The 14,801-nt window shown below is 69.6% G+C and carries 12 protein-coding genes; 9 read left to right on the top strand and 3 right to left on the bottom strand.

Features of this window, described 5'->3' with window-relative positions:
* Positions 1 to 106 precede the first annotated feature (106 nt).
* Positions 107 to 889 (top strand): electron transfer flavoprotein subunit beta/FixA family protein, encoded by a 783-nt coding sequence (locus tag EV137_RS38020; protein ID WP_134011007.1) that lies wholly within the window; start codon positions 107 to 109, stop codon positions 887 to 889.
* Positions 890 to 906: 17 nt separating this feature from the next.
* Positions 907 to 1,872, top strand: coding sequence for an electron transfer flavoprotein subunit alpha/FixB family protein (locus tag EV137_RS38015; protein WP_134132994.1), 966 nt, complete (start codon positions 907 to 909; stop codon positions 1,870 to 1,872).
* 83 nt (positions 1,873 to 1,955) lie between these two features.
* Here the strand turns inward: EV137_RS38015 and EV137_RS38010 are convergent, their stop codons facing one another.
* From EV137_RS38010 to EV137_RS38000, 3 genes are all read right to left on the bottom strand, one after another.
* Positions 1,956 to 3,551 carry a hypothetical protein gene (locus EV137_RS38010; RefSeq protein ID WP_134132993.1) on the bottom strand — a complete coding sequence of 532 codons (1,596 nt, stop codon included), beginning with the start codon at positions 3,549 to 3,551 and terminating at the stop codon, positions 1,956 to 1,958.
* A 61-nt stretch (positions 3,552 to 3,612) separates the two neighbouring features.
* Positions 3,613 to 4,083: a pyridoxamine 5'-phosphate oxidase family protein gene (locus EV137_RS38005; RefSeq protein ID WP_134132991.1), complete on the bottom strand. Its 471-nt coding sequence runs from the start codon at positions 4,081 to 4,083 to the stop codon at positions 3,613 to 3,615.
* Positions 4,083 to 4,676 (bottom strand): dihydrofolate reductase family protein, encoded by a 594-nt coding sequence (locus EV137_RS38000; protein ID WP_134132990.1) that lies wholly within the window; start codon positions 4,674 to 4,676, stop codon positions 4,083 to 4,085. The genes EV137_RS38005 and EV137_RS38000 overlap by 1 nt, the downstream gene beginning before the upstream one ends.
* A 105-nt stretch (positions 4,677 to 4,781) precedes the next feature.
* Here EV137_RS38000 and EV137_RS37995 point away from each other — a divergent pair, with 105 nt between their 5' ends.
* The 7 genes from EV137_RS37995 to EV137_RS37965 all read left to right on the top strand — a co-directional run bounded on the left by EV137_RS37995 (position 4,782) and on the right by EV137_RS37965 (position 14,674).
* Positions 4,782 to 7,370, top strand: a complete 2,589-nt coding sequence (locus tag EV137_RS37995; RefSeq protein ID WP_134132989.1) for an ATP-binding protein — start codon at positions 4,782 to 4,784, stop codon at positions 7,368 to 7,370.
* Positions 7,371 to 7,418: 48 nt separating this feature from the next.
* Positions 7,419 to 8,621, top strand: a complete 1,203-nt coding sequence (locus tag EV137_RS37990; protein WP_134132987.1) for a cysteine desulfurase family protein — start codon at positions 7,419 to 7,421, stop codon at positions 8,619 to 8,621.
* Positions 8,621 to 9,709, top strand: a complete 1,089-nt coding sequence (gene mnmA / locus EV137_RS37985) for a tRNA 2-thiouridine(34) synthase MnmA (protein WP_134132986.1) — start codon at positions 8,621 to 8,623, stop codon at positions 9,707 to 9,709. Before EV137_RS37990 ends, mnmA begins: the two co-directional genes overlap by 1 nt.
* Positions 9,706 to 10,683, top strand: a complete 978-nt coding sequence (locus EV137_RS37980; RefSeq protein WP_134132985.1) for a uroporphyrinogen decarboxylase/cobalamine-independent methonine synthase family protein — start codon at positions 9,706 to 9,708, stop codon at positions 10,681 to 10,683. The genes mnmA and EV137_RS37980 overlap by 4 nt, the downstream gene beginning before the upstream one ends.
* Positions 10,684 to 10,718: 35 nt before the next feature.
* A complete protein-coding gene (gene ligA, locus EV137_RS37975; protein ID WP_134132983.1) occupies positions 10,719 to 12,827 on the top strand; it encodes an NAD-dependent DNA ligase LigA in 2,109 nt (702 codons plus the stop codon).
* 97 nt (positions 12,828 to 12,924) lie between these two features.
* Positions 12,925 to 14,409: a hypothetical protein gene (locus tag EV137_RS37970; protein WP_134132982.1), complete on the top strand. Its 1,485-nt coding sequence runs from the start codon at positions 12,925 to 12,927 to the stop codon at positions 14,407 to 14,409.
* 40 nt (positions 14,410 to 14,449) lie between these two features.
* Positions 14,450 to 14,674 carry a hypothetical protein gene (locus EV137_RS37965; protein ID WP_134011027.1) on the top strand — a complete coding sequence of 75 codons (225 nt, stop codon included), beginning with the start codon at positions 14,450 to 14,452 and terminating at the stop codon, positions 14,672 to 14,674.
* Positions 14,675 to 14,801 lie beyond the last annotated feature (127 nt).

Here is a 14,801-nt window from a genome sequence, read left to right as displayed (position 1 = left end):
TCGTCCACGAGACTGTGATGGGACTCGCATCGCAGTTATGTTTCTCGCGAGTAACATCCGTGGCAGGCTTGGCAGAGACCGTTAACCAGAAGGGGTCCCACACGCTATGAAGATCGTCGTCTGCGCGAAGTTCGTGCCGGATGCCACCGCGGACCGCCGCTTCCGCCCGGAGGACAACACGGTGGACCGTGCGGGTGTCGACGGGCTGCTGTCCGAGCTGGACGAGTACGCCGTCGAGACCGCCCTGACCGTGAAGGAGGCCGGGGACGCCGAGGTGACCGTTCTCACGGTCGGCCCCGAGCAGGCGGCCGACGCGGTGAAGAAGGGCCTGCAGATGGGCGCCGACGCCGGTGTCCACGTTCTCGACGACGCGATCCACGGTTCGGACGCGGTCGCCACCTCGCTGATCCTGTCCAAGGCGCTGGCCAAGCTGGAAGCGGACCTGGTCGTGTTCGGCATGGGGTCGACCGACGGCGGCATGGGTGTCGTTCCGGCGATGGTGTCGGAGCGGCTCGGACTGCCGGCCGTCACGCTGGGCTCGGAGGTGACCGTCGACGGGCAGACCGTGCGGATCCGCCGTGACGGCGACACCGCGAGCGAGACCATCGAGGGCACGCTGCCGCTGGTGCTGTCGGTGTCGGACCAGGCGAACGAGCCGCGGTACCCGTCGTTCAAGGGGATCATGGCCGCGAAGAAGAAGCCGGTCGAGACCTGGTCGCTGGCCGACCTCGAGCTGACGCCGGAGCAGGTGGGCGGCTCGTCGGCGTGGACCGAGGTGGTCGAGGTGACCGCCCGTCCGCCGCGGACCGCCGGCACGATCGTCACCGACGAGGACGGTAGCGGCGCCGCCGGCCTGGTCGAGTTCCTGTCCACGAACAAGTTCCTCTGAGGGGTGCGGGTCTAGTTATGTCGAACGTTCTGGTTCTCGTTGACCACACCGCGGGCGCGGTCCGCAAGACGACCGCCGAGCTCCTCACGATCGCCCGCCGGCTCGGCGAGCCGGTCGCGGTGTTCGTCGGTGAGGGTGTCACTGATGTGCAGGCGGCGCTGCCGGCTCTGGGGCAGTACGGCGCGACGAAGGTGATCGCGTTGTCGAACCCGGAGCTCACGCAGTTCCTGGTCGCTCCCAAGGCCGAGGCGCTGGCGCAGGTCGCGGCGAAGATCGAGCCGTCGGCGATCCTGATCTCGTCGAACGCCGAGGGCAAGGAGATCGCGGCCCGGCTCGCGGTCAAGCTTGACTCTGGCCTGATCACCGACGCCGTCGACGTCGTCGCGGCCGACGGTGGCGCGGTGACGACGCAGTCGGTGTTCGCGGGCAACTTCACCGTGCGGGCGAAGGTCACGCACGGCACGCCGATCATCACGGTCAAGCCGAACGCCGCCACTCCCGAGGCCGCCGAGACGTCGCCGGAGGTGGAGGAGTTCGACGTCACGATCTCCGACGCCGCGAAGACGGCGCGGATCGTGGAGTCGAAGCCGCGGGAGGCGACGGGTCGTCCGGAGCTGACCGAGGCCGCGATCATCGTGTCCGGTGGCCGCGGTACGGGCGGTGACTTCGGCCCGATCGAGGCCTTCGCCGACTCGCTCGGCGCCGCTGTCGGTGCGTCGCGTGCGGCGGTGGACTCAGGCTGGTACCCGCACGCCTACCAGGTCGGCCAGACCGGCAAGACCGTGTCGCCGCAGCTGTACGTCGCGGCCGGTATCTCCGGCGCGATCCAGCACCGGGCCGGCATGCAGACCTCGAAGACGATCGTCGCGGTCAACAAGGACCCCGAGGCCCCGATCTTCGAGCTGGTCGACTTCGGCGTGGTCGGCGACCTCCACAAGGTCCTCCCCACCGCCACCGAAGAAGTCACCAAGCGCAAGTCCTGAGCCACACCCCGCCAACAGCCCGGCCCGGCACCCGCCCGAGCCGGGCTGTCCCATCTGCGCCTGGTGTGGGCGGATCTGTTGGCTCAGGTGGTTAGTTGGTGGCGGATGGTGGCTAGGTCTTCCGCGATGGCGGCTTTTCGGGCGTCGGTGTTGTTGAGGTAGGTCGCGAGTGCTGTGGCGGTTGTTGCGCAGCGTTCGTTGAGGGTGGTTACCTCTCCGGCGGCTCGGGTCTTGTCGGCGTTGACGGCGCCCCGCAGCTTGACGTAGCTGTTGAGGCCGAAGGCCATCACGACCAGGCCGACCACGATCCAGAACCAGTGCAGGAGCAACCCGAGCCCGATCGCCACCACCGCGCCGCCGACCAGGAGCGCGATCGGAGTGGCGCGCTGTCCGGTGGTCGTGACGCCGGCGGACGCGGTGAGCGATGACGTCGCCTTGCCGAGCTCGAGCTGGTCGGGTCCGTCGGCGCGGACGGTGATCGTGTGTACGCCGCTCTCGATGGAGACCTCCGACGGGGCCGGTAGCTCGGCGGTCCGCGCCACGGTCTCGACCGCGGGCAGGACCAACGGGCCGACGACGCGCAGGGCGGCGGTCGACAGGTGCGGATCGGAGGACAGGCCGAGGTCCTCGGTGAGTAGCGCGTCGACCGTGCCGGCCGAGTCGTCGAGCGTCTGCGCTTCCGACTCGGCCGCTCCGCTCACGCGTGCACGCAGTACGGCGATGCGAGCCAGCGTCTCGCGCTCCGGCTCGCTGCCTTCGGAGATCAGCAGCCGCAGCATGGCGGCGGCACTGTCCTCGGGCTCCTTCTCGGCCTCGGCGGACGCCTTGGCACCGCGACGGGACGACTTGGTGTCGTCCGGGGTGCTGTCGGTCTTTCGGGTCTCCGGGTAGTTCAGGTCGGGGTCGGGCTCGCGGGCCTCGGTGTTGCCGAGGATCGTCTCGACGGCGTTGCGGATCCGGCTCAAGCGGTACGCCGCCTCGTCCTGCTCCTCGGTCGCCTTGAGACGCGGGCCGTTCGAGCGGCTCGAGCTGCCGCGGATCTCGAGCCGCGACAGCCACCCGCCGTCGGGCGACGCCGCCGACTGCAGCCGCTTCACCACGAGCTCCAGACCGTCGGCCCCGAAGCCCCCACGCGCAGCTGTAGTCCACAGCACCCGCTGCACCCGGGTCAGCGTCCCGTCCGCGGCCGGTACGCCGAACGCGACGTCCAGCCACTCGTTCTGCACCTGGTGCCGCTGACCGAGCACTGCCAACGCCAGCGACAGGTAGATCGACGTACGGCGCTGGTCGAGCTCCATCGCCGCACTGATCGCCTGCTCGTCCGGCGTGGCGGCGTGCAGGGAGATCAGCGCTTGGGTGGCGGGGCTCAACCAGTACCGGGCGACGGGCGCAACGGGCTCCGGTAGCTCGGTGCCCGACGCCATTGCGGAGAGGACCCGGGTGGCGTAGCGGCGGAGTTCCGCGGCGGCAACGAAACCGGCCGTCTCGTGGCGGAGATCGGAAAGCTCGACGAAGGCGTCGAAAGCGCGAGACATGCTGTCCACGCGGCTCTGCAGGCTGCCCTGGATCCGGGACAGCTGGGACCGGAGACTGGAGGCCTCCTGGCGCGCATACGACATCTCGCTCTCCAAGTTGGAGAGCTGCTGGTTCTGCTTGCGTTCAGTCCACCAGTCGCTCATGCTTCCGCCTTCCGCTCCACCAGAACATTGCTCTCCGGAAGGATTGCGTGTCAGCGGGTCATCAGGGCCACACGGGTCGCCGCGAGTCGCGTCCGGTGCCGAACTCCGGGTCGCCGCCGGTGACCAGGATCCAGTGCTCGGTGGCGCGGGCACGGTACAGGCGGAGGTCGTCGCGCAGTTGGTCGGCGGTGTACGCGCGCAGTTCGGTGTAGCGCGACGAGAAGAGCGTCGCGCTCGCTTCGAGCTCGTCGTCCGGGACGAGAGCGGCCTGCGCGCGGAAGTACACCGCCGACGCTCCGCCGATCGGAACGGTCGAGTCGAAGATCGCGATGCTCACGTCCGGCCGCTCGGCCAGGTTGCGCGAGTGCAGCGAGTTCGGCGACGACGCCCAGTAGAACGTGTCGTGCCCGTCCGGCGTGAAGTACACCGGCGTCACCCACGGCAGCCCGTCCCCTCCGACCGTCCCGAGCGCCATGTACTTGTTCGCTTCGATGACCGCCGCAGCCCGCCGGTCGAGGATCTCTTGTGTCATCACTGCTCCTGATGAGGTACGTCGTACGTCAGATGGGTCGCGTTCGCTGTGCTCGTAGTGCCTCGTGGCACCAGCCGGATCGGTGTCAGTGTGGTCCGCTCGAACAGCGGGGTGCCGTCGCCGAGCACGATCGGCGCGACGTGGACCCGCAGCTCGTCCACCAGCCCGGCGTACAGGTACTGCCGGCACAGGTGCCCGCCACCCATGATCATCACGTCCCGCGCACCCGCGGCGGCCTGTGCGAGCTTGAGCGCGGCACCGATCCCGTCCGGCACGAACTCGAACCAGCCGTCCAGCCGGACCCGGCTCGGCGGATTCGACGTCACCACGTAGATCGCCGGCCGCTCGCCGCCGAACCCGTCGGCGCTCCACCCCTGCGGCCCGTCGATGAGGTCGAACGTCCGCCGTCCCATCAGTACGGCGCCGATGCCCGTGCTGGTGCGATCGAACGCCTCGCGGTCGGCGTCCGCCTCGCCGGCGATCCAGTCGTGGAGCGGATCACCGCCGATCCCGAGACCGTGCGTGAGGTCCGCTCCCGGTCCGGTGACGAATCCGTCGAGCGACATCGTGATGTCCAGCAGTACGCGTCCCATGGTCTTCTCCTGGTTCCGAGGTTGTGCCTCCACAGTCGGCGCGGGCGCCACGGAAAGTCGTCCGTACCGGCCACGGAAGGACCACGGATCCCGCATGATGGGCCAATGGCTGGTCCGAAGGACGTGTCGGCACGGGAGGCCGAGGTACTCGCGGCGCTCGCGGGCGACCGCTCGAACGCCCAGATCGCCCGGCGGCTGCACATCAGCATCCGGACCGTCGAGAGCCACATCTCGTCGCTGCTGCGCAAGTACGGCGTCGCGGACCGGCACGAGCTCGCCGCACTCGCGGACGTGGCCGACTCACAACCGCCGGGCTTCAGTACGCCGGCCGGACCGGGTACGACGTTCGTCGGCCGCGAGCAGGACCGCGCAGAGCTGACCAGAGCACTCGGCAGCAACCGCCTCGTCAGCCTGCTGGGACCTGGTGGCGTGGGCAAGACCCGCCTCGCGCTGCGCGTCGCAGCCGACATCGCCGACAACTACCCGTACGGCGGTGCAGTTGTCGATCTCGTCCCGGTACGTCCTGGTTTTGTGGTCGCTGCGGTCGCCGAAGCGCTCCAGGCCACCGAGCAACCACCACAGACGCTTGCGGACGCCGTACTCGAACGACTCAAGCGCGGCCGCACTCTGCTTGTGCTGGACAACTGCGAGCACCTGCTGGACGAGGTGGCCGGTCTGGTCGCCCGCATCCTCACTGAGGCGACTGAGACGGCAGTGCTAGTGACGAGCCGCGAGCGTCTTGGTGTGGCGGGGGAGCGGCCGGTGCAGCTGGGCCCGCTGACGCTAGGAGCTGAGGCAGAGCAGCTGTTCCGCGACAGGGCCGCTCTGGTCGCGCCTGAGCTGGCGGATGACAGTGAGCTTGCGCAGAAGGTGTGTGCCGAGCTGGACGGCGTACCGCTGGCTATTGAGTTGGCGGCGGCTCGCGCCGGGTCGCTGGGGCCGGACGGTCTTCTGGCGGCGTTGGACGATCGGCTGCGGCTCCTGTCCGGAGGCCGTGGTCCTAATGAGCGGCACAACTCGCTGGCGCAGGTGATCGGCTGGAGCTACGACCTGCTTGGTGAGGACGAGCGTCGGTTGTTCCGGCGGCTGGGCGTGTTCGTTGGTGGGTTCGACCTTGCTGCGGTCGCTGGTGTGGCGCCGGGCCGTACCAGGGGCGAGTTGAGCGACCTCCTCGGCCGGCTGACCGACAAGAGCCTCCTGCACCGCAGTCAACACGCGGGGACCAGTCGCTGGCGGATGCTGGAGACCGTGCGGGTCTTCGCGCTCGAAGAGCTCAAGGACGAGTACGACGAGGTTGCTGCGCTCCATGTGGGGTGGGCTGACCAGTTGGCCACCAAGCTGGAGCAGCGGCTGGAGGCGGGGGAGGAGTGGCAGCAGGAGTTCGACCTGCTTGCTCCGGACCTGCGCGTGGCGAGTGGCGGCGTACGGTCTGTCGCTCGCAAGCTTGCTCATCTGACGTTTGCCAGGCGGCGCTTCCTGGAGGCGCGCGAGCACTACCTGGTTGCTGCTGCGAACGCTGCAGACGCGGCCGAGCGGTACGACGACCTGCGTGATGCTGCCGATGCTGCGTTGGTCGTTGCGGACGGTGCACACGCCTACCAGTTGATGATGCGATCGGCCGCGGACGGGATCCCTGACGCTTCTGGGTACGCGGTCACGATCCTGAACCGCTACGAGATGACCCGCCCGGCCGACCTGCCCGACGACCGCGGCGCGAGCCTCCTCCCAGGCAAACCGGGCGACCCGGGAGCCAGCGTGCTGGTTCGGGTGGCGTGGGCTTGGGCGGATCGGTTCGGGGTCGCGTCGGCGGAGGATGCCGTGGCCGCTGCTCGGCGGGCGAACCAGCCGTTGGATCTGATGAGTGCGCTCGACGCGTACAGCACTGCGGTCGCCGCTGCCGGGCGCATGCGCGAGGCCGACGCGGCGTCCAAGGAGCGGATGTCGCTGGCTGCAACCCTTCCCGCACACGATCCGCGGGCCGCGGCCGAGATCGTCGACGCGTTCCACGTCGCCTCGACCACGGCGATCGCGGTCGGCGACATCGTGGAGGCCGTCCGGCTCGCGCAGCTGATCGACGACCCGGTGCATGGTCATCCGTACATCACCGCCCCGCGCAAGGTGCGGGCCTACGCGCTCGCCGGGCGGTTCGAGGACGCCGTACACGCCGCCGACGTGATGTGGAACGGCTGGCGGGCGGCGGGATGCCCGCCGCGGGTCTGGATGGCCTCGGCCGCCGCGATGGCAGCGCTCGCCCACGGACTGCTCGGCAGTGGACAGGAGGCGGTCTGGCAGGCCCGCGCCCTGGAGATCGCCCGCGTGACCGACGCAACCGACGACCCGGGCCTCGCGGCCCCCGCCGCGTTCGTAGAAGCCCGCCTCACCCTCCACCGCCACGACACCGCGCCGATCGGGATGGGCGAGGTGGTGGAGCGGGCGTTCGCGTCCTTTCCGGAGCCGTGGTGGATTCCGTATGCTCACGCGGCCGGGGCGGAGCTTGCCGTGGTGTCGGGGCACGCCCATGCGGCGCAGTACCTGGAGCGGGCGGTGAGCGAGAACGCTTGGGCGGAGGCGGTCCTCCGAAGGGCCCAGGCCTGCCTGACGGGGGACCGTGACGCACTCCTGGAGGCAGCCGGAATGTTCCGCCGGATCGGGGCCCGGTTCGAGGAGCAGTACACGATCGGTCTCGCGCGCTGACTCCCGGGGAGCGGGAACATCCGGACCGGACATACCCTTGAAACCGATATGACTGCTTCCGACCGTCGCACGGTGTACCTGGACCACGCGGCGACGACCCCGATGCTCCCGGCCGCGATCGAGGCGATGACCTATCACCTCTCCCGGACCGGTAACGCGTCGTCACTGCACGGCTCCGGCCGGTGCGCGCGGCGTACAGTCGAGGAAGCTCGCGAGTCGATCGCCGCGGCGCTCGGAGCGCAGCCGAGCGAGGTCGTGTTCACGTCGGGCGGCACCGAGGCGGACAACCTCGCGCTGAAGGGCCTGTGGTGGTCCCGCCTGGCGGCCGATCCACGCCGGCGCCGGATCCTGCTGAGCGGCATCGAGCACCACGCGGTGCTCGACCCGGCCGTGTGGCTCGGCCAGCACGAGCATGCCGAGATCGAGTGGCTCCCCGTCGACGAGCTGGGTCGTGTGCGTCCGGAGGACGTACGGCGGGCCGTCGAGCGCGACCCGGAGTCCGTGTCGTTCATCACGCTGATGATGGCGAACAACGAGGTCGGCACGCTGCAGCCGGTTGCCGACGTCGCGGCGATCGCTCAGGAGTACGGCGTACCCGTGCACACCGATGCCGTACAGGCGATCGGGCAGGTGTCGGTGGACTTCGGTGAGCTGGGTGTGGACGCGATGACGGTGTCCGCGCACAAGCTCGGTGGTCCTTACGGGATCGGGGCGCTCGTCGTCCACAAGGAGACGCAACTGACGCCGATCCTGCACGGCGGAGGACAGGAACGCGACGTACGGTCCGGCACTCTCGACGCGCCTGCGACGGCCGGGTTCGCCGTGGCCGCTGAGCACGCGGTGAAGCACCAGGCGGACGAGGCCAGTCGGCTGACCGAGCTACGGGACACCCTGATCCGCGGCATCACCGGCACCGTCGAGGGAGCGCTGCTGTCGGGGGACCCGACGGACCGCTTGCCCGGTAACGCACACTTGTCCTTCAGCGACTGTGAGGGTGACTCGTTGTTGCTGCTGCTCGACGCCCGCGGGATCGAGGTCTCGACCGGGTCCGCGTGCAACGCCGGGGTCGCCGAGCCGAGTCACGTGCTGCTGGCGATGGGGTACGACGACCAGCGGGCCCGCGGCTCGCTCCGGTTCACCCTCGGGCACACGAGTACGCGCGCCGACATCGACGCCGTACTGGAGAACATCGGACCGGTCGTGGAGCGGGCCAAGTCCGCCGGTCTGCAGAACGTGGGAAGGAACACCTGATGCGGGTACTCGCAGCCATGTCCGGCGGAGTGGACTCCGCGGTCGCGGCCGCGCGGATGGCCGAGGCCGGGCACGACGTGACCGGCGTGCACCTGGCGCTCAGCCGCAACCCGCAGTCGTATCGCAGCGGCGCACGGGGCTGTTGCACGATCGAGGACTCGCGCGACGCCCGCCGGGCCGCGGACGTGATCGGCATCCCGTTCTACGTCTGGGACCTGGCCGAGCGCTTCCACGCCGACGTGGTCGAGGACTTCGTCAGCGAGTACGCCGCCGGCCGTACGCCGAACCCGTGCCTGCGGTGCAACGAGAAGGTCAAGTTCAGCGCCGTACTGGAGCGGGCCCTCGCACTCGGCTTCGACGCGGTCGCGACGGGCCACTACGCGCGGATCGTGGACACGGCTGATGGGCGTGAGCTGCACCGAGCCGTGGATCCGGCCAAGGACCAGTCCTACGTGCTCGGCGTGCTGACGCAGCAGCAGCTCGCGCACGCGTTCTTCCCACTCGGCGACACGGTCAAGACCGAGGTGCGCGAGGAGGCCGAGCGGCGTGGCCTGTCGGTCGCGGCCAAGCCGGACAGCCACGACATCTGCTTCATCGCCGATGGCAACACCCCGGGCTTCCTCAGCGCACAGCTCGGCGAGGCGCCCGGCGACATCATCGATGCACACGGCAACAAGCTCGGCGAGCACCAGGGCACGCACGGCTTCACCATCGGCCAGCGCAAGGGCCTGCGGATCGGTACGCCGGCCGCGGACGGCAAACCGCGCTTCGTCCTCGACATCAGCCCGGTCGACCGCACCGTGACCGTCGGATCCCGCGAGGAGCTGGCTGTCGAGCGCCTGACCGCCTCCAAGCCCCGGTGGTGCGGCCCAGCTCCGGCCGATCGCATGACCGTCAAGGCACAGCTCCGCGCCCATGGTGACGAGGTGGCAGTTACCGCTTGGCTGGACGGTGACCAGGTTCAGGTCGAGTTCGCCGAGCCGACCTCTGCCGTTGCACCTGGGCAGGCGGTCGTGCTGTACGACGGCACGCGGGTGATCGGCTCCGCGACCATCGACACCGTCGAGCGAGTCACTGCTGCGGTATGACAACCACTGGCCTGGGCTCGCTCCCCGGCGACGACATCCGCGAGTGGATGCGCGCCGTACTCGAGCTGGTCGACCTCCCGTTCCTGCCGGAGCTCCCAGCGCGTCCGTACGGCGACATGATCAGCCGGACCGTCGCCGTACTGACGGGGTTGGCTGCGGACCTGCAGCCGGTCGGGTGGCGGCTGACCGGTGGTGGGGACTCACGGGCGAGCCTGGACCAGCGGCGGGCGCGTGCGGTGCTGCACGAGGACCTGGACGTGCTGGAGGAGTACGCGGACGGGTACCAGGGGCTGCTGAAGGTACAGGTCACAGGGCCGTGGACATTGGCTGCTGCGGTGGAGCGGCCGCGTGGGGACAAGATGCTGGCGGACCACGGTGCGCGGCGGGACCTGGCGCAGGCTCTGGCGGATGGTGTGCAGCAACACGTGGCCGACGTACGGAAGCGGGTTCCAGGGGCAGAGGTCGTGCTGCAGGTGGATGAGCCCGGCCTGCCCGCCGTACTCGCGGGAGCTGTGCCGACTGCGTCCGGCTGGAGCAAGCACAGGTCTGTCGACGGGCCTGGTGCTGTTGAGCTCCTCAGCCTGTTCACCACGAGTGCACCCACCGTCGTCCACTGCTGCGCCGCCCGGCCTCCGATCGAGGTCTTCACCAAGTCGGGAGCCAGCGGGGTGGCCGTCGACACGGCCCTGCTGAACACCGCGGCCTGGGACCAGATCGCGATCGCCGCCGAGGCGGGCACCACGATCTACGCGGGCGTCGTACCCACCACCGGGGCGCTGCCGTCCGCCGAGCAGGCAGCGGACCCGCTCGTCCGCCGCTGGCGCGAACTCGGCCTCGACCCTGAACTGCTGAAGAAGGTCGTCATCACGCCCGCCTGCGGGCTTGCGGCCGCTCCGTCACCGGCCGATGCCGGAGCGCGGTTGAAGCTCCTCCGCGACATCGTCGACGTCGTCGGCGAAGCTGCCGACGCTTGAGCGGAAATGTCGGTAACCCCCTGTAAATTCACCTCATGAGCACGGAGGAGAACGGGGCGGCGCCCGCTGAGGTCAGGACGCGGCACGCTGAGCTGAGCCAGGAGATCGAGGACCACCGGGCGCGGTACTACCTGGCCAGCCCGATCATCTCGGACGCGGACTTCGACGCGCTGATGCACGAGCTAGAGGGTCTCGAGGAGCAGTACCCGGAGCTCCGGACGCCGGACTCGCCCACCCAGAAGGTCGGCGCGCCGATCTCCACGCTGTTCACGCCGGTCCAGCACCCGACGCGGATGGAGAGCCTCGGCAACGCGTTCTCCGCCGAGCAGATGGAGGCCTGGGCGAAGCGGCTGGAGCGCGAGGTCACGGTCCAGCAGATCCACGACAGCGGCTTCCTCTGCGAGCTCAAGGTGGACGGCCTCGCCCTCGACCTGGTGTACGAGAACGGCAAGCTGGTCAGCGGCGCGACCCGCGGGGACGGCCGCACCGGTGAGGACGTCACGCCGAACGTCCGGACGATCAAGAGCATCCCGGAGCAGCTGCGCGGCGACGACCTCCCGACGTTCCTGGAGGTCCGCGGCGAGGTCTACTTCCGGGTCGAGGACTTCGAGGAGCTCAACGCCCAGCTCGTCGAGGCCGGCAAGGACGTGTTCTCCAACCCGCGGAACAGCGCGGCCGGATCGCTGCGTCAGAAGGACCCGCGAGTCTCGGCCGGCCGGCCGCTGCGGTTCGTCGTACACGGCCTCGGCAAGGTCGACGGCTACCACGTCGGACGGCTCTCGGAGGCGTACGACCAGCTGAAGGCGTGGGGCCTGCCCGTCAGCGACCGCGCCCGCCGGGTCGGCACGCTCGACGAGGTCAACGAGTTCATCGCGTACTACGGCGAGAACCGGCACTCGGTGGACCACGAGATCGACGGTGTCGTGGTAAAGGTCGACGAGGTCGATCTGCAGCGTGCGCTCGGGTCGACCTCGAGCGCCCCGCGCTGGGCGATCGCGTACAAGTACCCGCCGGAAGAGGTCAACACCAAGCTGATCGAGATCGAGGTGAACGTCGGCCGCACCGGCCGGGTCACCCCGTTCGCGCACATGGAGCCCGTCCGCGTGGCCGGTTCCACGGTCGAGTACGCGACCCTCCACAACGCCAAGGAGGTCGCCCGCAAGGACGTCCGCCCGGGTGACACCGTCGTACTGCGGAAAGCGGGTGACGTGATCCCCGAGGTCCTCGGACCGGTGGTGGACCTGCGTCCGAAGGGCCTGCCGGCGTGGGAGATGCCGACCCGGTGCCCGTGGTGCGACACGGTGCTGGCCCCGGCGAAGGAGTCGGACGTTGACATCCGCTGCCCGAACTCGCAGTACTGCCAGGGCCAGCTGCGGGAGCGGCTGTTCTACCTGGCCGGGCGGTCCGCGTTCGACATCGAAGGACTCGGGTTCAAGGCGGCCGACGCACTCATCCGCGGCGGGCTGATCGCCGACGAGGGCGACCTGTTCGCGCTCACCGAGGAGAAGCTGGCCGAGAGCGAGTTCTTCACCACGAAGGCCGGCGCCCTGTCGGCCAACGCCCGCAAGCTGCTGGCGAACCTCGAGGAAGCGAAGACCAAGCCGCTGTCCCGGGTCTTGGTCGGGCTGTCGATCCGCCACGTCGGACCGACGGCGGCGGTGGCGCTGACCGAGGTGTTCCGGACCATCGACGACGTCCGGGCAGCCAGCGAGGAGCAGCTGGCCGAGACCGAGGGCGTCGGACCGACCATCGCGCAGGCGATGATCGAGTGGTTCCAGGTGCCGTGGCACCAGGCGATCGTGGACAAGTGGCAAGCCTCCGGCGTGGTCATGCGCGAGGAGCGCAGCGGCCCGACCCTGCCGCAGACGCTGACCGGGCTGTCGGTCGTGGTGACCGGGACCGTCGAGGGGTTCAGCCGGGACGAGGCGACCGAGGCGATCGTCGGGCGCGGCGGGAAGGTCGCGAGCTCGGTGTCGAAGAAGACGTCGTTCGTGGTCGTCGGCGATTCGCCGGGATCGAAGTACGACAAGGCCGTCCAGCTCGGCGTACGGATCCTGGACGCCGCCGGTTTCCGGGTGCTGCTCGACGACGGCGCCGAGGCGGCCGCAGCCGTGGCGACCACGCCGGCGGCCGACCAGTCGTAACGATTTCGGCAGTCCGCGAACCGGATGGATCCAACGGCAGCGCTGAGCCGTCCGACTGTTAACTTTGCACGTCGACACTGGGTCAGAAGGAGCACATATGACGACGCCGCCGCAGGGACCATGGGGTCCTGGGCAGCCGGGGGGCCAGCCAGGCGGGCAGCACGGGGGACAAGGCGGCCAGCCGCCACAGCAGGGTGGCTGGGGACAGCAACCCCCGGGCCAAGGCCAGGGTGGCGGCTGGGGACAGCCCCCGCAGCAGCCGCAAGGCCAGCCCCCGCACGGTCAGCCGCCGCGGCAGGACCAGCCCCCGCAGCAGGGCGGCTGGGGACAGCAGCCTGGACAACCGGGTCAGCCTGGACACCCGGGTCAGCCGCAGCAGGGACAGCCGCCTGCGGGTGGCTGGGGTCAGCCGCCGCAGCAGGGTGGCGCGTACCAGCAGCAGTCGTGGGGTCAGCGCCCGCAGCAGCCAGGCGCCTGGCACCAGCAGCAGGGCGGTCCGGGCCAGCAGTGGCAGCCGGGCGGTCCGGGTTCCAAGGGCCCGGGCGGCATCAGCAAGGAGAAGCTGCCGCTGGTGATCGGTGGCGGCGTGATCGGTCTCATTGTGATCGGCCTGCTGGTGTTCCTCGGCATCCGCGCGTTCGGCGGTGACGACGAGCCGACGACCCAGCCGACGACGACGGAGCAGCCGACCGGGCAGCCGACCGGTGAGCCGACCGGCAACCCGACGACCTCCACCTCCGGCGGTCCGGGCCAGAACGGCGAGCTCGGCAACGCGACCGGCCAGGCCAAGACCGCGACCGACAAGTTGCAGGGCCTCGGCTTCGGCTGCAGCGACCTGTTCAACACCGGTCAGGGCGCGCACCGCGGCTGCTTCAAGACCGACGGCCGCAAGGGCGCCGAGGCGATCTTCCAGTTCCAGTCCGACGGCACCATCATCGCGGTGCGGCTGCAGGCCGAGGACGACGACAACTTCAACAACGCCCAGGTCGCCTTCGACCAGCTGCTGCAGGCGCTCGGCAACGACACGTTCGGCGCGGACCAGGTGAAGAAGGTCCAGGACGCGGTGAAGACCGGTCAGCGTTCCGACGAGGTCGGCACCACCTGGGGCGAGTTCCAGCTGAGCAACCAGGGCCAGAGCGTCCGGCTGTCCGGTCACAAGTCCGGCGAGGACTCGCTGGATCTGCCGGACCAGTCCTTCGACACCACCCAGGCGCAGCTGGTGACGGCGCTGAAGGCCAAGGGTTACGTCTGCACGACCTCCTGCAAGAAGGACGTCGGCAAGTACGGCTACCAGCGGGTCTTCTTCTACGCCAGCAGCGGCAAGGGCATCAAGGACATCGAGATCAGCGCCTCAGGTGAGGCCGGGGACGCCAAGAAGGCCCTGCCGGCCGCGCTCGGCGACGCGTTCGGTGCCCTCAAGGGCGGCAACGTCGAAGCCGTGAAGGCGTACGTCGAGGCGCACAACGACGGGAAGCCGTACTCTGCTTATGTAGGCGGCTGGAAGGTCGAGATCAGCGGGAACAGCTCCGCCAGCTACACGTCGCAGCAGGTCTCGATCGAGTACGAGTCGTTCTACGCCTGACCAGCAGCACGGAGCAGTAGATAGCAGCACGGAGGACGGTTTGAAGTTCCCCCGGGAGAAGCGGGAGTCCCGGACGATGGCCCAGCCACCGCCCGAGGCGGTCCAGCGGGTCGACGGCGGTGGGGCCTGGGGTCCCACCCAGTTCGACCTCCCGGACCGGAACGGCAGCAACAGCCAGGCGATCCTGATCGTCAGCCTGATCGGCATCGTCGTCCTGCTGATCATCGCGGGCCTCTGGGCCCTCGCCTACTTCCAGTTCACCTGAGCCACACTTCACCTGAGACACAGCAAACCCCCGCTCGCACCGATTCAGCGAGCGGGGGTTCTCGCGCTCTCCTCCGGGCCGAACCCCAAGAGCGGGGAAACAAAATTGCATATCGCGACGGTTTGTT

The sequence above is a fragment of the Kribbella pratensis genome (assembly GCF_004366075.1).
In the GTDB taxonomy this organism is placed as follows: domain Bacteria; phylum Actinomycetota; class Actinomycetes; order Propionibacteriales; family Kribbellaceae; genus Kribbella; species Kribbella pratensis.
The sequence above is the reverse complement of the archived record's forward strand: the minus strand, read 5'-3'. Positions and strand labels throughout refer to the sequence as shown.

What these genes read in the sequence shown, in the direction of transcription:
- EV137_RS38020 (WP_134011007.1), top strand. Translation starts at nt 107, where the DNA reads ATGAAGATCGTCGTCTGCGCGAAGTTCGTGCCGGATGCCACCGCGGAC.
- EV137_RS38015 (WP_134132994.1), top strand. Translation starts at nt 907, where the DNA reads ATGTCGAACGTTCTGGTTCTCGTTGACCACACCGCGGGCGCGGTCCGC.
- EV137_RS38010 (WP_134132993.1), bottom strand. Translation starts at nt 3,551, where the DNA reads ATGAGCGACTGGTGGACTGAACGCAAGCAGAACCAGCAGCTCTCCAAC.
- EV137_RS38005 (WP_134132991.1), bottom strand. Translation starts at nt 4,083, where the DNA reads ATGACACAAGAGATCCTCGACCGGCGGGCTGCGGCGGTCATCGAAGCG.
- EV137_RS38000 (WP_134132990.1), bottom strand. Translation starts at nt 4,676, where the DNA reads ATGGGACGCGTACTGCTGGACATCACGATGTCGCTCGACGGATTCGTC.
- EV137_RS37995 (WP_134132989.1), top strand. Translation starts at nt 4,782, where the DNA reads ATGGCTGGTCCGAAGGACGTGTCGGCACGGGAGGCCGAGGTACTCGCG.
- EV137_RS37990 (WP_134132987.1), top strand. Translation starts at nt 7,419, where the DNA reads ATGACTGCTTCCGACCGTCGCACGGTGTACCTGGACCACGCGGCGACG.
- mnmA (WP_134132986.1), top strand. Translation starts at nt 8,621, where the DNA reads ATGCGGGTACTCGCAGCCATGTCCGGCGGAGTGGACTCCGCGGTCGCG.
- EV137_RS37980 (WP_134132985.1), top strand. Translation starts at nt 9,706, where the DNA reads ATGACAACCACTGGCCTGGGCTCGCTCCCCGGCGACGACATCCGCGAG.
- ligA (WP_134132983.1), top strand. Translation starts at nt 10,719, where the DNA reads ATGAGCACGGAGGAGAACGGGGCGGCGCCCGCTGAGGTCAGGACGCGG.
- EV137_RS37970 (WP_134132982.1), top strand. Translation starts at nt 12,925, where the DNA reads ATGACGACGCCGCCGCAGGGACCATGGGGTCCTGGGCAGCCGGGGGGC.